Source organism: Candidatus Dorea massiliensis AP6, from assembly GCF_964245105.1.
Taxonomy (GTDB): Bacteria; Bacillota; Clostridia; order Lachnospirales; family Lachnospiraceae; genus Laedolimicola; species Laedolimicola intestinihominis.
This window is the reverse complement of record NZ_CAXTKW010000020.1, coordinates 18,762-37,828: the sequence shown is the minus strand read 5'-3', so window position 1 is coordinate 37,828 and position 19,067 is coordinate 18,762. Positions and strand designations below refer to the sequence as shown.

The window sequence follows — 19,067 nt, the reverse complement described above, 5'->3', positions numbered from 1 at the left end:
ATGGAGAAAACTTTGATTCTGAAACATATCTCAAGGATGCTCTGTCTATTAATTTCCTACAGTAAATTTACCCGAACCTTAAAACTTTAGTACTTGACCTTACATAGTAGTAGGTGTAACCTAATATCAGACATAGGAACGTGCGGGAGGGATGAAATGAACCACAATTTAAAAAGGGCGTGCTGGAGCTGATTGTGCTGGAGGCGGTGCGCCGGAAGGATCGGTACGGGTATGAACTGGTGGAGGAGGTTTCCCGGGTCATTGACGTGAATGAGGGAACCATTTACCCGCTGCTGAAGCGCCTGACCAATGAACATTATTTTGAGACATACCTTCGGGAGTCCACAGAAGGGCCCCCACGAAAATATTATCATCTGACGGCAGCAGGGATTCTTTACCGGGATTCCCTGGCGAAGGAATGGATAGAATTTCAGCAGCAGGTCGGGAAGTACCTGAAGGAGGGAGAACAACATGAGTAAAGAAGCATTTCTGACAGAGCTTGCGGGACATCTGAAGGTGCTGGAGGAACGGGAGCAGCAGGATATCCTGGATGAATATGCGCAGCATATCGACATGAAGATACAGAACGGCATGTCCGAGGAGGAGGCCATCGGCGATTTCGGGCCGGTGAAGGAACTGGCGGCGGAGATTCTGGAGGCCTACCATGTGAACCCGGAGTACGGCGACAGCAGCCGCCGTGTAAAGATGGATTTCGAGAGCGCGGCCCAGTCTGCGGAGCAGGGCATCCGTCAGGCGGGCGGATTTCTGAAAAAGGCGGGAAAGAAGCTGGTACAGTGGATACAGGAGGTCTGCGCCTGGATTGGGAAACCGTTCCATAAGAAGCCTGCGGGAAAGCCAGTGGAGCAGCCGGAGGAAACCGAAAGCCCGGCCGTACAGGGGACAGCCGCAGACGGTGTAGCTTCAGAGAAAAGCGCAGCCGGATATAGCCCGGCAGCTTCCCGAAAAGCATACACTAGCTCCGAACAGGGCATACTCGGAAAATTCATCGGCTTCTGCCGTGACATCCTGAGGGGCTGCGGCCGCCTGATTGGCAGCGCCGTCCGCATTTTAAGAAAACTGCTTGTATGGCTCCTGCACATTTGCTGGGACCTGCTCCGCTGGGGCGTACGCCTCTGTTGGAACGTCTTTTGGTTCTGCGCCGCGGTCTGCCTGGCACTGGGAACCATCGCCGCCATTTTCTGCTTTGGCGCGCTCCTGATTCTCTGCTTTCAGGGCTACCCGCTTATCGGCGTGACCTTGATGAGCCTTGGCGGTCTGCTCTGCGGCGGCGCGCTGACCTGTGCGGCCTGGGGCCTGATTCGTCGGAAAAAGACCGAAGAGAAAACCGCCGTCCTGGAAAATGAGGTCGATACAGACGACGAGCCGGAAGAAGAAAATTTCACAGATGAGGTCGTAGAGGCAGAGGAGGATGAACATGACCAGATTGCATAAAATAACTATCGGCATCTTTTGCGGCGGCATCCTGCTGTCCGGCATCGGCGCAGGCGTAGCCTTCGGCGAATTTTCAGGCCTGGCCTACGGCGGCGCGGAAGTGGTCGGCAAGACAGATATCGTTACCAGAGACATCAGCAAAGAGATCGACCCGGAGCAGGGCGTCTGGAATATTGACGGCTACTGGGATACGGCTCCCGATGTGGAGGCCGACGAGAGCATTCCGGAAAATACCGTGCTGTTCCGCATTACCTACAATAAAGACATGGTGGAGCCGCGGATCGAAGAGAACGTCCAGGAGGATGACTATTACGATGACGACGCCGATACCTGGCGGCAGACCCGTAACCCGGCCCTGGAGCTTCGCTGCTACTGGCAGGATACGGACGAGAGTAATTTTCAGAATTTGATGGAGGCCAAGGACAAAGTCCTGGTGGGCCTGAAGCGTGGCGAGTTGATTTCCGTGGTGGGCGCGCCCCATATCAAGCAGGTACAGATCTTTTATAACCCGGTCAATGAAAAAGATTTAAGATTGTAAGAAAGCTGTAAGAAAATCCCCCGGTGTCCCGTAAGAAAGAAAGGGTATCCTGAAACCACCGGAAAAGGAGAGAGCAAATATGAACGAATGTGTACTGGTAGTAGACGACGACCGGGAGATTGTGAGAGCCATTGCAGTGCTTCTGGAAAAAGAGGGCTATCAGGTGCTGAAGGCCTACGACGGCCTGCAGGCCCTGGAGCTGGCAGTGGAAAAGCCGGTGCAGCTCATTATCATGGATGTGATGATGCCGCGCCTGGACGGACTGTCCGCCGTCATGAAAATCCGGGAGCGGAAAAATATCCCAATCATCGTCCTCAGTGCCAAAAGCGAGGAGACCGACAAAATCTTAGGCCTGTCCATGGGCGCCGATGATTACGTGGCGAAGCCCTTTCATCCCCAGGAGCTGGCAGCCCGGGTAAAAAGCCAACTTCGGCGCTATACCATGCTGGGCGACATCCACGCGGGCGTGTCCGGGGACGAGATCCGAAATGGCCGACTCACCTATCGCCAATCCGAACGAACCCTGTACGCAGACGGAGAGCCGGTGCGGCTGACCGCCACGGAGACGAAGATCGTGGAGCTTCTGATGAAAAATCGGGGTCGCGTCTTCCCGGCGGAGGAGATTTACCGCCGGGTCTGGGAGGAAGAAGCCTATGCACCGGAAAATACAGTCATGGTACATATCCGCCGCATTCGTGAAAAGATCGAGCTCAATCCGAAAGAACCGGAATATTTAAAGGTGGTGTGGGGCATTGGATACAAAATGGAAAAAATCTAAAATCTGGATAGGCATGCTTGCCTTCTTTCTGGGAATGACGTTGCTGATTTACAACTTCATTTCCATGCTGACGCTGATTTCGAACACGGATCTGCGGCAGTCCGACTATCAGAAAACACAGGAATTTGCCACGACCATGTCGAATCGGCTGGAGGATCTGATCGGCATCGGACTCAAGGGAAAGGACTGGATGGGCTATCAGTACAGCTACAGCGATTCCGGCTATCGGTATGATTCTTATGCGGCAGATACGGTCATATCCGAATGGTGGACGTCTGGTTACGCAGGTTCCATGAGCTATGAAGAGGCAGCCACAGAAGCAGGCGGATACAGCACGGCGAATTTTAATGCCTATCTGGAGGAAATGAAAGCCGACCAGAACCTGCGTTACGCGGTGTTCAAAGACGGAAAACTGATCTATACGAACATCGACGGACTGGACGCGGAAAATGCCAGCATCGGCATGGATTTCGCGTCTTGGATCCCGGCGGAGGAGTATAATTTTCAGCTGATCTACAATAAAGACGGCGACGGTAAGGTAGCCATGGAAAAGGACGGCCAGACCGTGGACGTCTACGGCGACGGCATTTACCGGGAGAACAGCCGCTGGGCCGTGCCGGGCTACCAGAACTTCACAGTCGGGGATGAGGCGAAAGCAATCGCGGTCTATCTGGCAGCGGCGAAGGCTCCTAAGCTCTACGTAGTCAGCGGCACAAACGGAACCAACCGATACGGCGGCGTCCTCTACCGTCTGAAGGAGAGTCTGGCGGCAGAAAGGCAGCAGCTGGCACGCAGCAAAGCCGGTCTGGCGGCGGCTCTCCTTTTGTTACTTCTGGCGTGGATGTTTCGGAAGCCGCGAAGGGCAGGACGGGAAATCATCGCCAGACGGACTGGAAAAATCTGGCTTGAAATTAAGCTGCTGATCTTCCTGGTTCTTCCGATTTGTCTGCTTTTGATCCTCATAAATGAGTTTTTAACCTGGAGCAGTTTCAGTCCGGGATGGGTCGTCTATTATGGAATCGAGGACTATGCGCCGGAGGCGCGGGATTACCTGGCGTCCAACCGGAACGGGATTTTCACCTGCTTGTTCCTGATTTTCTGGCCGCTGTATCTGGGAATCACTGATTTGCGCCGGAATCAGGGACAGCAGAAGATCGTCATGGGCCGTCTGCGGCGCAGCATCAGTACCCGGGAGCTTGAACAGCCCGTGCAGAAGAAGCTGGTGAAATGGCAGCGGCGCTCCCTGATTCCCTTCGTGGGCTTCTTCTATGTGGGGAAGGTACATCGGCTGGCCGAGGATCTGGGCGCGCTGACGGAGCAGATCGGAGCCGTCCGGGGCGGCGATATGGGAAATGCGCTGTCGCTGCCGGAGGACAGTGATCTGAAAGCGGCGGCGGAGGACCTGAACAGCATCCAGGAGGGCATGGAGGCGGCTATCCGGGAGCGCACGAAGAGCGAGCGCATGAAGGTGGAGCTGGTGGCCAATGTGTCCCACGACATCAAGACGCCGCTGACTTCCATCGTCAGCTATGTGGACATCCTGAAGCAGGAGGAAAATCTGCCTGAGGATGTGAAAGATTACATCCGTGTCCTGGGTGAGAAATCCGAGCGCCTGAGCGCCATGGTACAGGACGTGTTTGAGGTGAGCAAGGCGGCATCCGGCGAGCTGCAGGTGAAGCCGGAGAAGCTGGATTTCGCCAAACTTCTGCGCCAGACCCTGGCGGATATGGCGGAACCCATCGAGCAGAGTGGTCTCTCCATGCGGGTGTCTATCTCGGAGGAACCGGTGATGATCACGGCGGACGGCCAGCGCATGTACCGTGTATTCCAGAATCTGTTGCAGAACGCATTGAAGTATTCCCTGCCCGGTTCCCGCGTGTACCTGACGCTTGTGGAAAAAGATGGAAATGCAACGGCGGTTATGAAAAATACATCTGCTACCGAGCTTGGCGACGGCATTGATTTCACCGAGCGCTTCGTCCGGGGCGATAAGAGCCGGACGGACGGCGGCAGCGGACTGGGGCTGTCTATCGCCAAAAGCTTCACCGAGGCCTGCGGTGGCAGCTTCCGGGTGGAGACGGACGCGGATCTGTTTACGGCGGCGGTGAGCTTTGCGGTGACGGAGAACAAGAAAGAAGCGTAAGAATAAGTAAGAAAGAGTGCGGTTTTCGATAGAACAGGGAGCATGTCTGCCTGACTGGAGGCGGCAGTTGTAGAAATACATGTAGTGCCTACGGCAGACAGTGAGGAAACCTGTATATCGGAACCCGCAGTATGAAAAAGGTCAGAGGAATTAATATGCTCATACAGGAAAAGTATTTGGAACAGGCAAGAAAAATTCACCGGGAAAATCCGGTAGTGGACGCCCACTTCGATCTGGCGGCGGAGGTGTATGAACGCCGCCTGACCGGAGAGAGCGGCGTGGTGGAACAGCGGTATCTGCCGCATTTTCAGGAGGCAGGGCTGAATATCCTGGTTTCCTCCATTTATCTTACAAACCGGGATTTGCCGGAGCTGGGGCTTCGGAAGGCTCTGGGACAAATCACGGCCCTGAAGGAAGACCTGGAGCCGGTAAGCGACCGCATCCGTGTGACAGCAAGCCGTGCGGAACTGGAAGAGAACCTGGCCGCAGGCCGGATCTCAGTTCTATTGTCCCTGGAGGGCCTCGATCCCCTGGGAAATGATCTGTCTCTGCTTCGGACCTTCTACGATCTGGGCGTCCGGGGCGCAGGCCTCACCTGGAGCCGTCGGAACGCCTTTGCCACCGGCTGCTGCACGGCGGGGCAGTTCAAAGAGATCCCGGGCGGTCTGACGGATCTTGGAAAAGAGGCTATTCGGAGAATGGAACGGCTTGGCATGTGGCTGGACGTGAGCCATTTGAGCAACGAAGGCTTCCGGGACGTGTGCGATCTGGCAGAGCAGCCCTTTATTGCCAGCCACTCCGACGCCTGGGCGGTACATGAGAATTATCGGAATCTGACAGACGATCAGATCCGCGAGATTGCGGGGCGTGGTGGCGTCATCGGGTTGAATGCTTGCGGGTATCTGACCGGCGTGATGCCGGAGCGTGAAAAGACAGAACGGGAAGGAGCCGCCGGAGCGCCGGAGGCAGCGGGACAGAATGCGGACGCGGCCCTGCTCCGTCTCTGCGAACACGCCGAGCACTTGGTCCGCATCGCGGATCCGGAGCATGTGGGCTACGGCTTCGATCTCTGTAAAGGACTGGAAGAAACCACCCCGCGCATCCATTTTGAGACAGAAATTTATGACGTGCTGGCCCACCACGGCGAGATGATGAAGCTGACTGCCGCTTTACTGCAGCGGGGCATGGACGAAGCGACGGCAAAGGGCATAGCAGGCGGCAATTTCCTGCGTTATTATCGCCGTATTCTTAAATAAAATGAGCGAAACAAAAACGGTATAAGACAAGGGCTGCGTAAGGAAAAGGAAGCTTTGCAATCATAATTTTACAAATACATTTACAGCAGCGACAAAAAGTATTTTAGAAGCTTACTTCCGTCCTCGATTTCTTCCCGCGCAAAGGAAAAACACATCCGCTCCGGATGCCACTGCACCCCGAGAATCGGCAGCCTCTCATGGTACAGAGCCTCGATCACGAAATCCGGCCCGTACTGGGCCACCCGAAGGCCATCCCCGACAGCGGCCACCGCCTGGTGGTGGGCGCTGTTGACCCGCGGAAAATTACTGTAAAGCTGCGCCGGAAAGGTACCGTGTGCAGCTTTTGTTATATGAATTTTATCCCCCTCGTCCCAGGCGTGGATGCTCAGGGATTCCACGGACAGATCCTGAATCAGCGTTCCGCCAAAGGCCACATTGATAAGCTGAATGCCCTTGCAGATGCCAAGCACCGGTTTTCCCGCAGCCGTAAAAGCCCGGAACAGTGAGAACTGCACGGAGTCCAGCAGAGAGTCGATATTCCGCGACCCCTTATTTTCCATATGATAGAAAAAAGGACTGATATCTCCGCCGCCGGGCAGAATGAGACCGTCAAAATCCGCCGGATTCGGGAGAAAATCGTCTGCCAGCAGCATGGAAAGCTCCTGAACTGTTCCGCAAAGGGTTTCAGCCTGCGCGCCCAGCAGAGAAAAGGCGGCACAATAATTCCGGGTCTGCTCCCGAAAGCCCGCAATCAGAATTTTTTTATGGATCATGATAAAAACCAGCCTGTAGGAAAAGAATTTCTCCTAATATATGCAGTGAAAGCAAGGAAAAGAAGACCCATTTCCAGGGAAATGCCCTGCTGACATCTGGAGAAATCTTACAAAAAAGAAGCACGGAAGAGCCAATAAGTGATGGTTGCGGTTAAGGTTTTTTTAAGAATTTATGAATGTCCTTGAAGTTCAAAAAATATATGGTATTGTATTACAAGACTAATATAGATGTGGGACAAAATCCCATTTTTGTGGAAAAAGAAGGAGAAAAATATGAGCGCACTGGTGGAAGTAAAAGACATTTGCAAGATCTATAACCCCGGCGAAAATGAAGTCCGGGCGCTGGATCACGTGAGTCTTTCCATAGAAACAGGGGAATTCGTAGCCATCATCGGCCAGTCAGGTTCCGGTAAATCCACCCTGATGAATATGCTGGGCTGTCTGGATACGCCCACATCGGGAACCTATTTCCTGAACGGGCAGGACGTGTCCACCCTGACCGATGATGAGCAGTCGGATATCCGCAACAAAGAAATCGGCTTCATTTTCCAGGGCTTCAACCTGATCAGCAATCTGACCGCCCGGGAAAATGTGGAGCTGCCCCTGATTTACCGGGGCGTGCCGAAGAAGGAGCGGGAACGCCTCTCAGAGGAATCCCTGAAAATCGTCGGTCTGGCCCACCGCATGGACCACAAGCCAAACGAGATGTCCGGCGGCCAGCAGCAGCGCGTGGCCATCGCCCGGGCCATTGCGGCGAAGCCGCCGGTGATTCTGGCAGATGAGCCCACGGGAAACCTGGATTCCGGATCCAGCAAAGAGATTTTGCAGATTTTGAAGGAGCTCTACAAGGGCGGTCGGACTGTCATCCTGATTACCCATGACAACGGCATTGCGGCCCAGGCCAAGCGCGTCATCCGCATCATGGACGGCCATATTGTAGAAGATTACATCAATGAAGATGTTGTATTTTAAAGAAAGAATGAGGAGTGGAACCATGGAAGAGAAAAAGAGCCTGATGGAAGAATGGGAAACCGACGAGGCGCTCACAGAACAGGAAGAACAGAAAGCAAAGAAGGGCCTGTTCAAAAAGAGCGCCCAGAAGGAGAAGAAAGAGAAAACGCCGCTGACCCCGGTCCAGAAGAAAAAGCGCCGGAAGCGGATTATCATCGGCGGTGTAGTCGTAGTGGTAGCAGTCGTGGCCATTTTGCCGCGAGCCTTCGCAGGTCCAAGCTACCCGATGGTCAGCGTCACCGAGGTAACCGTCGGCAGCGTCAGCCAGTCTGTGGACGGCAGCGGCGCGGTGCAGTCCGAGGAAGTAAAGACCTATTTCTCCCCGGTATCCGCCACCGTTTCGGAGTTTGATTTGCAGGTGGGCGACACCGTGGAGGCAGGCGATACGCTGCTTACCTACGACAGCGCCGAGCTTGACAACCTCTACAAGCAGGCGGAGCTCACCGGCAGCGCAGCCAACTATGGCTACAAGGATTCCATCGAAAAGGACAATAAAAACGCGTCCGAGTACAACCGTTCTTCCGCGGCTCTGGATATCATCAACCGGCAGCTGGACGAGGAAGACGACAATGTGGATCACCTGAATAAGCGGGTCAACGAGTATACCGGCTATCAGGGCGATTCTTCCAATAAATTGGCGGATCTGAAGAGTCAGCAGGACGCGGCGAAGGCGGCGATTGCGGCGTTAGATGCGGCTAACCAGGAGCTGAAAGCAGCAAAAGATGCGCTGGCACAGACCAGTATCACGGATCAGAGCAGTGTGGACTATCAGAAGCTGCAGGACGCTGTGACGGTGGCGCAGAACGCGGTTGATCAGGCAAGCAAGCATGCTGCCGATGCCCAGGCGTCTCTCCCGAATATCGAGAAGAGCATCCAGGATGAGCAGAATAATTACAACGAAATCGTGAAGAAGCTGGACAGCTATCAGGGACGCTTAAAGGACGCCCAGGAAAATAAAACCAAGCTGGAAACCAGCAAATCCAAGGAGGAGGGCATCAAGGATTCCACCGACGCGGCCAAGCTCTCCGGCGCGGCCAGGAGCCAGCTGGCAGCCCAGAATAACTTGAGCACCCTGGAAGCAACGATGACCAAGGACGATATCCAGCAGGGTAAAGATGGCATCAAAGCAGATTTTTCCGGCGTGGTAACGAAGGTGGCGGCAGTCGCAGGCGGCCCGGCCACCAAGGGCGGCGAGCTTCTGACCGTAGCCAGCAGCGAGGACGTTACCGTGGAAATGAGCATCACCAAATATGATCTGGAGAAGATGGAAGAGGGCCAGAAGGCTACCGTAACGCTGGCAGGCCATACCTACGAAGGCACCGTAACCAAGCTCAGCCGTATCGCCGAGAAAAACGATAAGGGAACCCCAGTGGTTACCGCACAGGTGAAAATTGACAACCCGGACGAGAACATTTATCTGGGACTGGAGGCCAAGGTGAACGTACAGGGCCGTTTCGTGAAGGATGTGCTGGTGGTTCCGGCTGAGTGTGTGAACTCCGGCCAGGACGGCGACTTCTGCTATGTGGTCAATGAAAATGGCGTCGTAGAGAAAAAAGTGATTGAAAAGGGGCTGGCTTCCGATGACGCCGTAGAAGTAAAATCCGGTCTGGCAGCAGGCGACAAAGTCATTTCCGGCGGCCTGACCACCGGCATCACCGAGGGCACCCGTGTCACCGCAGTGGAGGAGTAAGCATGGCACAGCTATATGAATACATCAAAATGGCCCTGGACAATATCCGGGCCAACAAGGGCCGTTCCTTCCTGACCATGCTGGGCATCATCATCGGTATCTCTTCCGTCATCATGATTATGTCCATCGGCGGAGGCGCGAAGACGAAAATGAGCGACGCCTTAAATGCCATTGCCGGAGGCCAGATTTACGTCTATTCCAATACGGACGGCGGAACGGACGAACAGCAGATAACCGTGGAAGATATGAATGCCATCAAAGAGAAAATCTCCCACGTAAAGGGCGTGACGCCTTCCGACAGCATGTTTGGCAGCATCCTGACTCCGAAAGGAACCTTTGATGTGTACGCCACCACAGGTACAGCAGATTTGGAATATACCCACAATCCGGAAATGGTGGCGGGACATTATTTTACAGATTCCGACGTGGAGGCAATGAATCTGGTGGCCGTGGTCAGCCAGAGCGACGCCATCAAAATGTTCGGAACCGACGATGTGATCGGCATGACCGTGGAGGCAACCATTTACAATGTGACCCAGGAAATCACCATCTGCGGCGTTATGAAATCCGAGGACGAGGGCGGCATGATGGGCGCAATGATGGGAGAGACCAGTTATGTGAATTTTTATATGCCTTACACAGCCAATTATGCCTTTGGTTATGAACTGGATTCCTTCTACGGCCTGAATATCATTTCTGAGGGAAGCCAGTATTCCAGGGAAGTGGGGCAGGAGGCTCTGAATCTGCTGGCAAGCCGGCACCAGACCCAGGGGGAAGACGCCTTTATGCTCCAGGACGGCGACAGCCAGATTGCCCAGATTACCAGTATGCTGGACATGATTACCGCCTTCATCGCCCTAGTGGCGGCCATCGCCCTGCTGGTGGGCGGCATTGGCGTCATGAACATCATGCTGGTATCGGTTACGGAACGGACCCGGGAAATCGGTATCCGAAAGGCTCTGGGTGCTCGCACCGGATCCATCATGATGCAGTTTCTGGCCGAATCCGCCATCATCACCTGCATGGGCGGCCTCATCGGCATCGTGCTGGGCCTTCTGGGAGCTTACGGCATCTGCTCCCTGCCCGTGCTGGGCTTCAAGCCCGCCATCAGTATCGTGACGATAGTCCTAGCCACCGTATTCTCCTCAGCCGTGGGCATCTTCTTCGGTATCTACCCGGCGAAGAAGGCGGCGCGTTTAAGCCCCATCGAAGCTCTGCGGAGAAACTAATCCGGGCAGGCACTCTCCCTTATGGGAAATCACCCGACAGCCTTCAACAAAATGTCGAAAAATGTCGAAATTTCATCCGGCAGAATTTGAGTTTTCCACTTGAATTCTGCCGGAATCTGTTATATCATAGGTTCAGCGATTCCTCCGGAATTCACCGGAGTGTCACGGCATATCGCCGATTTTACCAAAGAAGAAAAAACAGAGAATCACTGGAAATGGAGTGATGGAAGAGTGCAGTTTTGTCTGGCGGCCTGTACAGACAAGGGGAAGACCCGCGCAGTCAACCAGGATGCCCTTTTGCTACAGCAGGCGGTCTGCGGGCGGAGGCGTTATGTGCTGGCGGCGGTCTGCGATGGGCTGGGCGGCCTGGAAAAGGGCGAGCTGGCCAGCAGCGAGGTGCTTCGAAGTCTGGCGGACTGGTTTCAGAGCCGCTTTCCGGAGGTACTTATGGCCGGATTTCCGGAACGGGAGCTTTTGGGAGACTGGAAAAATCTGGTACATACGGAAAATGAAAGGCTTCGGACATATGGAGAGAAGCAGGGAATTGTGCTGGGCACCACGCTGACGGCAGCCCTTTTTACCGAAGAAAACTGGTACTGCGTCCACGTGGGCGACAGCCGGTTGTATGAAATTGCGGCAGATACGGCGCGGCAGCTGACCCGGGATCACTCTCTGGCAGCGGAGGCTGTGGAACGGGGATTTATGACCCGGGAGGAAGGGGAAAGGGATCGGAGACGGAGCGTCCTGACCCGCTGCATCGGAGCGTGCCCGGAGACGGTGGCGGAATACCAGAGGGGTACGATCAGGCAGGACGCCATGTACCTTCTGTGCACGGACGGCTTCTGGCACGGCAATGCGCCGGAACGTCTGGCAGCGGATTTCTCTCCGGAGCTTCTCACCGGGGAAAGGCAGATGCAGAGGGCCGCAAAAAGGGTGACGGCCCGGAACCGGAGACACGGGGAGAAGGATAATATTTCCGCCCTGCTGGTGCGTCCGCAGGAAGGCGGGAAAGCCGGGAAAAGAGGAAGGCTATGCTGGAAATCGGAACGGTCATAGGCGGCAAATATAAGATTCAGAGCGTCCTTGGCCGGGGCGGCATGAGCGTGGTCTATCTGGCGGTCAATGAAAAAGCCAATAAGCCCTGGGCGGTCAAGGAGCTGGTCCGGAAAGAGTTTCAGGAGCTGGAGACGGAACGAAAGGAAATCGCGCTAATGAAGCGTCTGAAAAATCCCCATCTTCCCAGCATCGTGGATGTGATTGAACAGGGAGAGCGCTTGTTGATTGTCATGGATTATGTGGAAGGACAGACGCTGGAAGCAATGCTTCGGGAGCAGGGGGCCCAGCCGGTGGAACGGGTACTGGACTGGGCCGGACAGCTCTGTCAGGTACTGACTTATCTGCACAGACAGTCGCCGCCTGTCATATACCGGGATATGAAGCCTTCCAACGTAATGCTTAAGCCGGACGGAACCATTGTGCTGATTGATCTGGGGGCGGCCCGGGAATTCCGACCGGAGCTTTCGACGGATACGGTGGCGCTCGGAACCTGCGGCTACGCGGCGCCGGAGCAGTATGAGGAGGGGCAGAGCGACGCCCGGACGGATATCTACTGTCTGGGTGTCATGCTGTTTCAGCTGCTGACCGGGGAAGGTCCCCACAGGCTGCAGCCGCTGCGCGCCCTGAGGGCGGAGATCCCGGCGGGTCTGGAGGCCATTGTAGAGCGGTGCGTACAGAAGGAAAAGGCGGGGCGTTATCAGAGTGCGGAAGAATTGTCTTACGCGCTGCGTCATTACTGGGAGCAGGACGCGGCGTATCGGATGGAACAAAAGAAAAAGCTGCGGCGGTTTTCGGCGGTTCTGGGACTGACATTCCTGCTGGGCGTCAGCGCGGCGGCGTCCGGGGCAGCGGAACGGCAATTGCGGCGGGACAGCTACGGTGCCTGGCTTCTGGCAGCAGGGAACGCCACAAAAAAAGAGGAGGAGCTGGCAGCCTGTGAAAAAGCCATTTCCCTGGATCCGAAGCGCGCGGATGGGTGGATGACGCTGCTGGAGGATGGCTTTCTGGATGATCAGCTCCTGACAGCAGCAGAGAGCGAGCGGCTGCGGGGACTGTTGATTCGCTATGAAGGAGATGGAAAAACCTGGGAGCAGCTGTTCCGGGAAAATAAAAGGGGCTATGCGGAATTTGCCTATCAGGCAGGGATTGCCTATTTTTATAAGTATGAGGAGAACGCAGGAAAAAAGAATGCGCGGATCTGGCTGAAAGCGGCGGCTGATTCAGGAAAGCTGAACACCTGGCAGGAGGGACGGGCGGAGAGGCTCTATGCGATCGCCGATTATTATACCCGGATTGGTCAGGCCGACGAGGCGGGGGACGATCTGATTTCCTATGGACAGTACTGGGCGGATCTGTCGGCCCTGACCCGGGGCAATCTTGTGGCGGAGGATAATGCACGAACGGCGCTGGTGATGTACCAGGAGCTGGTAGGACAGATCATCACCCGGGGAGCGGAATTTCAGAAGGCAGGTGTGGAACGTGAGGAGCTTGAGTCAGCCCTTCAGGAGATCAGAAAAAGGCTGGGAACGGATTTTGGAGAGCTTTCGGATGTGGAGCAAAAGGCGATAGCGGCGGAAAAGCAGGAACTGACGGACATGATCCGGAAGGCAGAGCGGCTGCTGGAATCGGTTTACGGAGGCAGAAAATCAGGAGGTTGAATATGGGAGAGGTCATGACGCGCCTGCAAGTATTTCACAGGCTTGGGTTGTTTTTGGGAATCGCCGCAGGCATGTCGTTTATTGGAACGGCGGCCCTGTTTGTGCGCTGGGAGATCGGCCCGGCCATAGCCTGCCTTGCGGGCTTTCGGGGACAGCGGCGATTTGGCAGGAGACGGGAGAAAATGGGTATGGAAAAGACAGAACTGCTTGTAAATAAAGAAGTTTCGGAGCCGGAATTTCGCGTAGAGCGGGAGCAGCTGGTGATTCACTGCCGGGAGCGGATAGGAGGAGAACATTGAAAAAGAGGATAAGGGGAACGTTCCTGCCGGTACTGGGGCTTGGTCTGTGGCTGGGGCTTGGAGCTGCGGCCTGGGCGGAGGAGACTGACGCGGTGGAGGACCTGCAGGGCCCGAAGCTGCGGGAGCTGACCATAGAAGGCACGCCGGTCAGGCAATTCCGGACGGAAGCGGGAGAGGCAACGCTTTACAAAAATCTGGAAGGCGCAGACGTGCGGATAAGCTTCTGTATTGAGGATGAAAGGGAAAATTGGAACGCGGAGGCTGTAAAGGTGACGGTGCTTGACGCACAGGGAGAGCGGATTGTCCGGGAGGGATGCCTGGGGGATTCAGAGATTGTCTGGGAAGAAACAGCGGCCTCTTATCTTCACCGGGGCAGCCTGGAATTTGACGGAGAGCCGGGCGTGGAGGGTGTCTATCAGGCGGTCCTTAGCTATATCGGTGAAAATGGTGTCGGTCTGGAGGAGACAGGAAGCGTCGAAAGCGAACCTTTCATCCTGGATCACCAGGGGCCGAAGCTTCAGGTGACATATACGGAACCGGTGCGGACGCTGGCAGCGGATGGAACGGATCTGGCAGCAGGTGACGCGCCGACGAAGGACTGCACCGCTTATTATAACCGGGATGTGGAAGTAAGCTTCGTGATAGAAGAGACATATGCGGTTCCGATTCTGACGGGGGGACGGCTGACCGGACTGGCGGATCTGGATATCCGGCTGGATGGAAAAACGGCGGACCTACAGTGGGAGCAGACCGGCCTGCATCGTTATACGGGGACCTGCAGAGTCTTGGCGGAGCAGGTATACCGCTTCCATGCGGCCTGCCGGGATGCGGCGGGCAATCCGATGCGGGCGGGAAATGCGCTGGTTCAGGCCGGAATGCAGGAGGACGAATATGAAGGGCATCGTCTGCTGATAGATCGGACAGCGCCGAAGGTGGCAGTTTCGGTGGCGGGAAAGCCGGTGGCGGTACATAAGGGACACAGTTACTATGCGGAAGATACGCTCCTTCAGATTACGGTGGCGGATGAAAATCTGCGCCTTCGTGAAGTGCGGGCGGAGATACTCAGAATGCAGGCGGAGGACAGCAGCGGCATGGCCATAGCCGGGACAGCGGCCTGGAATACGGCGGAGCAGTGGAAGGAGCGGGAGCTGATTTCCGGCAGCCGGACACTGGAGCTTCCCCTGACGACGGAGGCAAATTATGGAATTCCCATGAACATTACGGATCTGGCCGGTAATCAGGCGGTCTGGGCGGAAGGGGAAGAATACCGGGGAGCAATCGGAGATTACCGGGTGAAGGTGACGATAGATAAGACAGCCCCGGATGAACTGAAGCTGACCGGAGAGCCTGCGTCTTACCTGCCTTACGAGCCTTATGGCTGGCTTTTTTCCGCACAGTCCGTAAGCTTATGTGCGAAAGCCCGTGACAGCGTGGCGGGTATTCAGAAAATCCGCTATACTCTGACGGACGTGGAGGGAGCGGTCACAGTGCGGGAGCAGAGCTTTGAACCTGCGGCGACGGAAAGCTTTGAACTGACTCTTCCGGTTTCGCAGGAAACAGCAGATTTCAGGGGAACCGTGCAGGCAGAGGTCTGGGACTGGACAGGTCGTAAATCTGAAAAGACCCTGAGCTGCGGCGTCGAGAGCGCGGAAACACACGAAAAATCCGCAGAAGCCCGGCTGGCCATATGCACAAAGCCCGGCCGCATTGTGGATGGACAGGCCTATTATAATACGGACGTGGAGCTGGACGCATTCCTGACGGATCGTTTCACAGGCCTGCGGGATTGGATTATCCGGGCGGACGGACAAATCCGCAGCGAAAAGAAATATCTGTCGGAGCTTACTTACGAAGCGACAGAAACCATGAAGCTGCGGGCTGCGGACTATAATCACAATGACGTAAAGGTACAGGCAGAGCTCACAGACAACGCAGGATACGAAAGCAGGGCGGAGATAAGCTGCAATATCGATGTGACAAAGCCGGAGATTACCGTAACCTATGATTTGAATACTCCGATCAGGGAAACCTGTTACCGGGAACCCCGGACAGCTACGATTACCATCAAAGAACGTAATTTCGACCCGCGGGACGTGGAATTCCGGATTACCAATGGGGATGGCCCGGTGCCGGCGCCGGGGCCCTGGACACACAGCGGCAGCGGCGACGAAATGACGCATACCTGCCAGCTTGTATTTGAGGCGGACGGAGCGTATACCTTTCATGTGAGCTTCCAGGATCTGGCCGGCAACTGGGCGGATTACGATCGGACGGACGCCTTTGTCATCGATCGCACGCCGCCGGAGCTTACCGTTGCCTGGGACAATACCGACGTACAGAACGGCTTCTATTATAAAGAAGCCCGCACCGCGCGGCTGACGATCCGGGAAAAGAATTTCGACGAGAAAGCCATTCAGATCCGAACGCAGGTGGAGGAAGAAGGGGAAGAACCGGAGCTGTCCGCCTGGAGTCACAACGGGGAACTGCATACGGCAAGACTCCATTTTCAAAAGGACGGGGCCTACGCTTTCTGTGTGACCGGAAGGGATCTGGCGGATAATGAGCTGCCCTTATGGGAATCGGAACGCTTTGTGCTGGATCAGACGCCGCCGGAGCTTACCATTTTTGATATTCTGGACCATTCCGCCAATAACGGCGCTGTGCGTCCGGGCATCCGAAGCATGGACAGATATTATGATCCGGAGGGAGAGAGTATTACCCTGACCGGTTATCATAACGGTGATATGAAGCTGGTCGGAAAGCTGAGCCGCAGTGAAAATGGCATGGAATACAAGCTGGATGATATTCCCATGGAGCAGAAATGGGATGATATGTATACACTGAAGGTGGTTGCAGCCGATCTGGCAGGCAATCGTAAGGAAGAGACAGTCACCTTTTCTGTAAACCGCTGCGGCTCTGTCTATACTCTGGGCGAGGCCACAGAAAGGCTGGCGGGCGAACAGGGGAGCTATTACACCCGGGAAGAACCGGAGCTTGTGATTCTGGAGACCAATGTGGACGCTCTGACACTCCGGGAGATTACCAGCAGTCACGACGGGGAGCTTAAAAGCCTGAAGGAAGGAACGGATTATCAGGTGAGCAGAAGCATGGAGACAGGCTGGCAGCAGTATACCTACCGGATTGCGAAAGAAAATTTCACCGGGGAGGGTGTCTATGCAGTAACCCTGTATTCCGAGGATCGGGCTTCCAATGTCTCCGACAACCGCAGTAAGGGCAAACGGCTGGAATTTGCCGTGGACAAGACGCCGCCGGTGATTCTGGTTTCCGGTGTAGAGGAGAAGGGCCGTTATCAGGAGAGGCATCGGACAGTGCTGCTGGATGTACAGGACAATCTGGGAATGCGGGAGCTTCAGGTCGGACAGGCCGGGAGTGTTCGTGTATACACAGCCGAAGAATTGCGGGAGAACGACGGCAGAATGGAACTTACGCTCAATAGCGCCGACGACTGGCAGGAGCTGACAGTGCAGGCGGTGGATCTGGCAGGAAATCAGGCAGAGATAACGCCGATCCGTTTCCTGTTGACGCCCGACAGCCGCATTCAGGCAGAGCAGAGCAAAAAAGCGCAAATGGCTGGACGCACCGGTGATTCAGGCTTGACAATACTTCTGTTTGGCGGTATGATAGCAACGGTTCTGATTGGCATCCGGAGACGGCGAAAAAAGATCAGAATCAGGGAAAATAATAGTTGACACAGGAATTTCCATGTGTTAATATATCATGGTGACAGAAAGCAGAGTATCCACTCTCACCTTAGCGCAGATGGCGACTCGGGTTTATAATTATCGAAGATATCGACAGGAATACAGGTCGTGTAAAGAGATATTTAAGTGGATAGTCTGACTATCCACTTTTTTAGTTTTTTTCTTTCTTAGAAGGAGGGCACTACAATTAGCGATTTAATGATTAACGAACAGATCCGGGATAAGGAGATTCGCCTGATTGGCGCTGACGGAGAGCAGCTTGGCATCATGTCTGCAAGAGATGCGATGAAGATTGCCCGGGAAGCAGAACTGGACCTGGTGAAGATTGCACCGACGGCGAAGCCGCCTGTATGCAAGATCATTGATTACGGCAAGTACAAGTACGAGCAGGCGAGAAAAGAAAAGGAAGCCAAGAAGAAGCAGAGAACCATTGAGATCAAGGAAGTTCGTCTGTCACCGAATATCGAGGAGAACGACCTGAATACGAAGGTGGGAGCTGCAAAGAAGTTCATCCAGAAGGGTGACAAGGTAAAGGTAACCTTACGTTTCCGCGGAAGAGAGATGGCCCATGTGCAGAAGACAAAGCAGATTCTCGACGTATTTGCAGAGAAGATGTCCGACGTGGCTGTAGTGGAGAAGGCTCCGAAGATGGAAGGTCGTCAGATGATGATGTTTCTGGCAGAGAAGCGTCAGTAAAATTTTGAAATCAACCGCGCAGGCGGCAATGATTTGATAGAAATTTGGAAAAGGATACTAGGATAGGAGGAGTATATAAAATGCCAAAAATTAAGACAAGCAGAGCAGCTGCAAAGCGTTTCAAAGTAACAGGTACAGGCAAACTCAAGAGAATGAAAGCTTATAAGAGCCATATCTTAACCAAGAAATCTCAGAAGAGAAAGAGAAATCTCAGAAAAGCTACCATTACGGACGCAACCAACGTAAAGAGCATGAAGAAGATTCTGCCGTATCTGTAAGTCACAGATTAAGCGGAAGTGAGAAGTTTCAAGGAGGAAAGAAGAAATGGCAAGAATTAAAGGCGGTTTAGGCGCTAAGAAAAGACATAACAGAGTATTAAAGCTCGCTAAGGGTTATAGAGGAGCAAGAAGCAAGCAGTATCGTGTAGCAAAGCAGTCCGTGATGAGAGCACTGACCAGCTCCTACGCAGGAAGAAAAGAGAGAAAGCGTCAGTTCCGTCAGCTTTGGATCGCTCGTATCAACGCAGCAGCACGTCTGAACGGACTGTCCTACAGCAAGTTCATGTATGGACTGAAGCAGGCTGAGGTTGAGCTGAACCGTAAGGTACTGGCTGACATGGCAGTAAATGATCCGGCTGGATTCGCTACTCTGGCAGAAGTTGCTAAGAGCAAGCTGGCATAAGACCGAAGAAACAGAGCGCATGATGCAGCCATAGGCTGCGCATAGCGCTCTTTGTTGTTGAGAATAATTAGCATCAGGAAAGCAT

Annotated in this window: 17 protein-coding genes; 16 read left to right on the top strand and 1 reads right to left on the bottom strand. The window is 54.6% G+C overall.

Annotated elements, in window-relative coordinates; translation table 11 throughout:
• Positions 1–188: 188 nt before the first annotated feature.
• From ACESZP_RS16555 to ACESZP_RS16530, 6 genes are all read left to right on the top strand, one after another.
• Positions 189–479 carry a PadR family transcriptional regulator gene (locus ACESZP_RS16555; protein WP_499709793.1) on the top strand — a complete coding sequence of 97 codons (291 nt, stop codon included), beginning with the start codon at positions 189–191 and terminating at the stop codon, positions 477–479.
• The gene (locus ACESZP_RS16550) at positions 472–1,452 is read left to right on the top strand and encodes a DUF1700 domain-containing protein (RefSeq protein WP_499709792.1); all 981 of its coding nucleotides are present in this window, start codon (positions 472–474) and stop codon (positions 1,450–1,452) included. The genes ACESZP_RS16555 and ACESZP_RS16550 overlap by 8 nt, the downstream gene beginning before the upstream one ends.
• On the top strand, positions 1,436–1,990 hold the full coding sequence (locus ACESZP_RS16545; RefSeq protein WP_349165427.1) for a hypothetical protein: 555 nt from the start codon (positions 1,436–1,438) through the stop codon (positions 1,988–1,990). The genes ACESZP_RS16550 and ACESZP_RS16545 overlap by 17 nt, the downstream gene beginning before the upstream one ends.
• Positions 1,991–2,069: 79 nt before the next feature.
• Positions 2,070–2,768 carry a response regulator transcription factor gene (locus ACESZP_RS16540; protein WP_349165428.1) on the top strand — a complete coding sequence of 233 codons (699 nt, stop codon included), beginning with the start codon at positions 2,070–2,072 and terminating at the stop codon, positions 2,766–2,768.
• A complete protein-coding gene (locus ACESZP_RS16535) occupies positions 2,743–4,911 on the top strand; it encodes a sensor histidine kinase (RefSeq protein WP_499709791.1) in 2,169 nt (722 codons plus the stop codon). Before ACESZP_RS16540 ends, ACESZP_RS16535 begins: the two co-directional genes overlap by 26 nt.
• 131 nt (positions 4,912–5,042) lie before the next feature.
• Positions 5,043–6,167 (top strand): dipeptidase, encoded by a 1,125-nt coding sequence (locus ACESZP_RS16530; RefSeq protein WP_499709790.1) that lies wholly within the window; start codon positions 5,043–5,045, stop codon positions 6,165–6,167.
• Positions 6,168–6,247: 80 nt separating this feature from the next.
• Here ACESZP_RS16530 and ACESZP_RS16525 read toward each other — a convergent pair whose 3' ends face one another.
• Entirely contained in the window at positions 6,248–6,940 is a 693-nt protein-coding gene (locus tag ACESZP_RS16525; protein ID WP_499709788.1) for a gamma-glutamyl-gamma-aminobutyrate hydrolase family protein, read from the bottom strand.
• 273 nt (positions 6,941–7,213) lie between these two features.
• On the opposite strand from ACESZP_RS16525, the gene ACESZP_RS16520 reads away from it, so the two are divergent.
• The 10 genes from ACESZP_RS16520 (at position 7,214) to rplT (ending at position 18,982) form a co-directional block, all read left to right on the top strand.
• Positions 7,214–7,912 (top strand): ABC transporter ATP-binding protein, encoded by a 699-nt coding sequence (locus ACESZP_RS16520; protein ID WP_349165432.1) that lies wholly within the window; start codon positions 7,214–7,216, stop codon positions 7,910–7,912.
• 22 nt (positions 7,913–7,934) lie between these two features.
• Positions 7,935–9,641, top strand: coding sequence for an efflux RND transporter periplasmic adaptor subunit (locus tag ACESZP_RS16515; protein ID WP_499709787.1), 1,707 nt, complete (start codon positions 7,935–7,937; stop codon positions 9,639–9,641).
• Between the two features lie 2 nt (positions 9,642–9,643).
• Entirely contained in the window at positions 9,644–10,870 is a 1,227-nt protein-coding gene (locus tag ACESZP_RS16510) for an ABC transporter permease (protein WP_178040071.1), read from the top strand.
• 159 nt (positions 10,871–11,029) lie between these two features.
• On the top strand, positions 11,030–11,926 hold the full coding sequence (locus tag ACESZP_RS16505; RefSeq protein WP_178040070.1) for a protein phosphatase 2C domain-containing protein: 897 nt from the start codon (positions 11,030–11,032) through the stop codon (positions 11,924–11,926).
• Entirely contained in the window at positions 11,902–13,584 is a 1,683-nt protein-coding gene (locus ACESZP_RS16500) for a protein kinase domain-containing protein (RefSeq protein WP_178040069.1), read from the top strand. Before ACESZP_RS16505 ends, ACESZP_RS16500 begins: the two co-directional genes overlap by 25 nt.
• Positions 13,585–13,586: 2 nt before the next feature.
• Positions 13,587–13,883 (top strand): hypothetical protein, encoded by a 297-nt coding sequence (locus ACESZP_RS16495; RefSeq protein ID WP_499709785.1) that lies wholly within the window; start codon positions 13,587–13,589, stop codon positions 13,881–13,883.
• Positions 13,880–17,593 (top strand): Ig-like domain-containing protein, encoded by a 3,714-nt coding sequence (locus tag ACESZP_RS16490; RefSeq protein WP_499709784.1) that lies wholly within the window; start codon positions 13,880–13,882, stop codon positions 17,591–17,593. The genes ACESZP_RS16495 and ACESZP_RS16490 overlap by 4 nt, the downstream gene beginning before the upstream one ends.
• Before the next feature lie 210 nt (positions 17,594–17,803).
• Complete coding sequence (infC, locus tag ACESZP_RS16485; protein WP_178040066.1) at positions 17,804–18,301, top strand: translation initiation factor IF-3; 498 nt, start codon at positions 17,804–17,806, stop codon at positions 18,299–18,301.
• A gap of 80 nt (positions 18,302–18,381) precedes the next feature.
• Positions 18,382–18,579 carry a 50S ribosomal protein L35 gene (rpmI, locus tag ACESZP_RS16480; protein WP_087165851.1) on the top strand — a complete coding sequence of 66 codons (198 nt, stop codon included), beginning with the start codon at positions 18,382–18,384 and terminating at the stop codon, positions 18,577–18,579.
• Between the two features lie 46 nt (positions 18,580–18,625).
• Entirely contained in the window at positions 18,626–18,982 is a 357-nt protein-coding gene (gene rplT, locus ACESZP_RS16475) for a 50S ribosomal protein L20 (RefSeq protein WP_158363222.1), read from the top strand.
• Positions 18,983–19,067 lie beyond the last annotated feature (85 nt).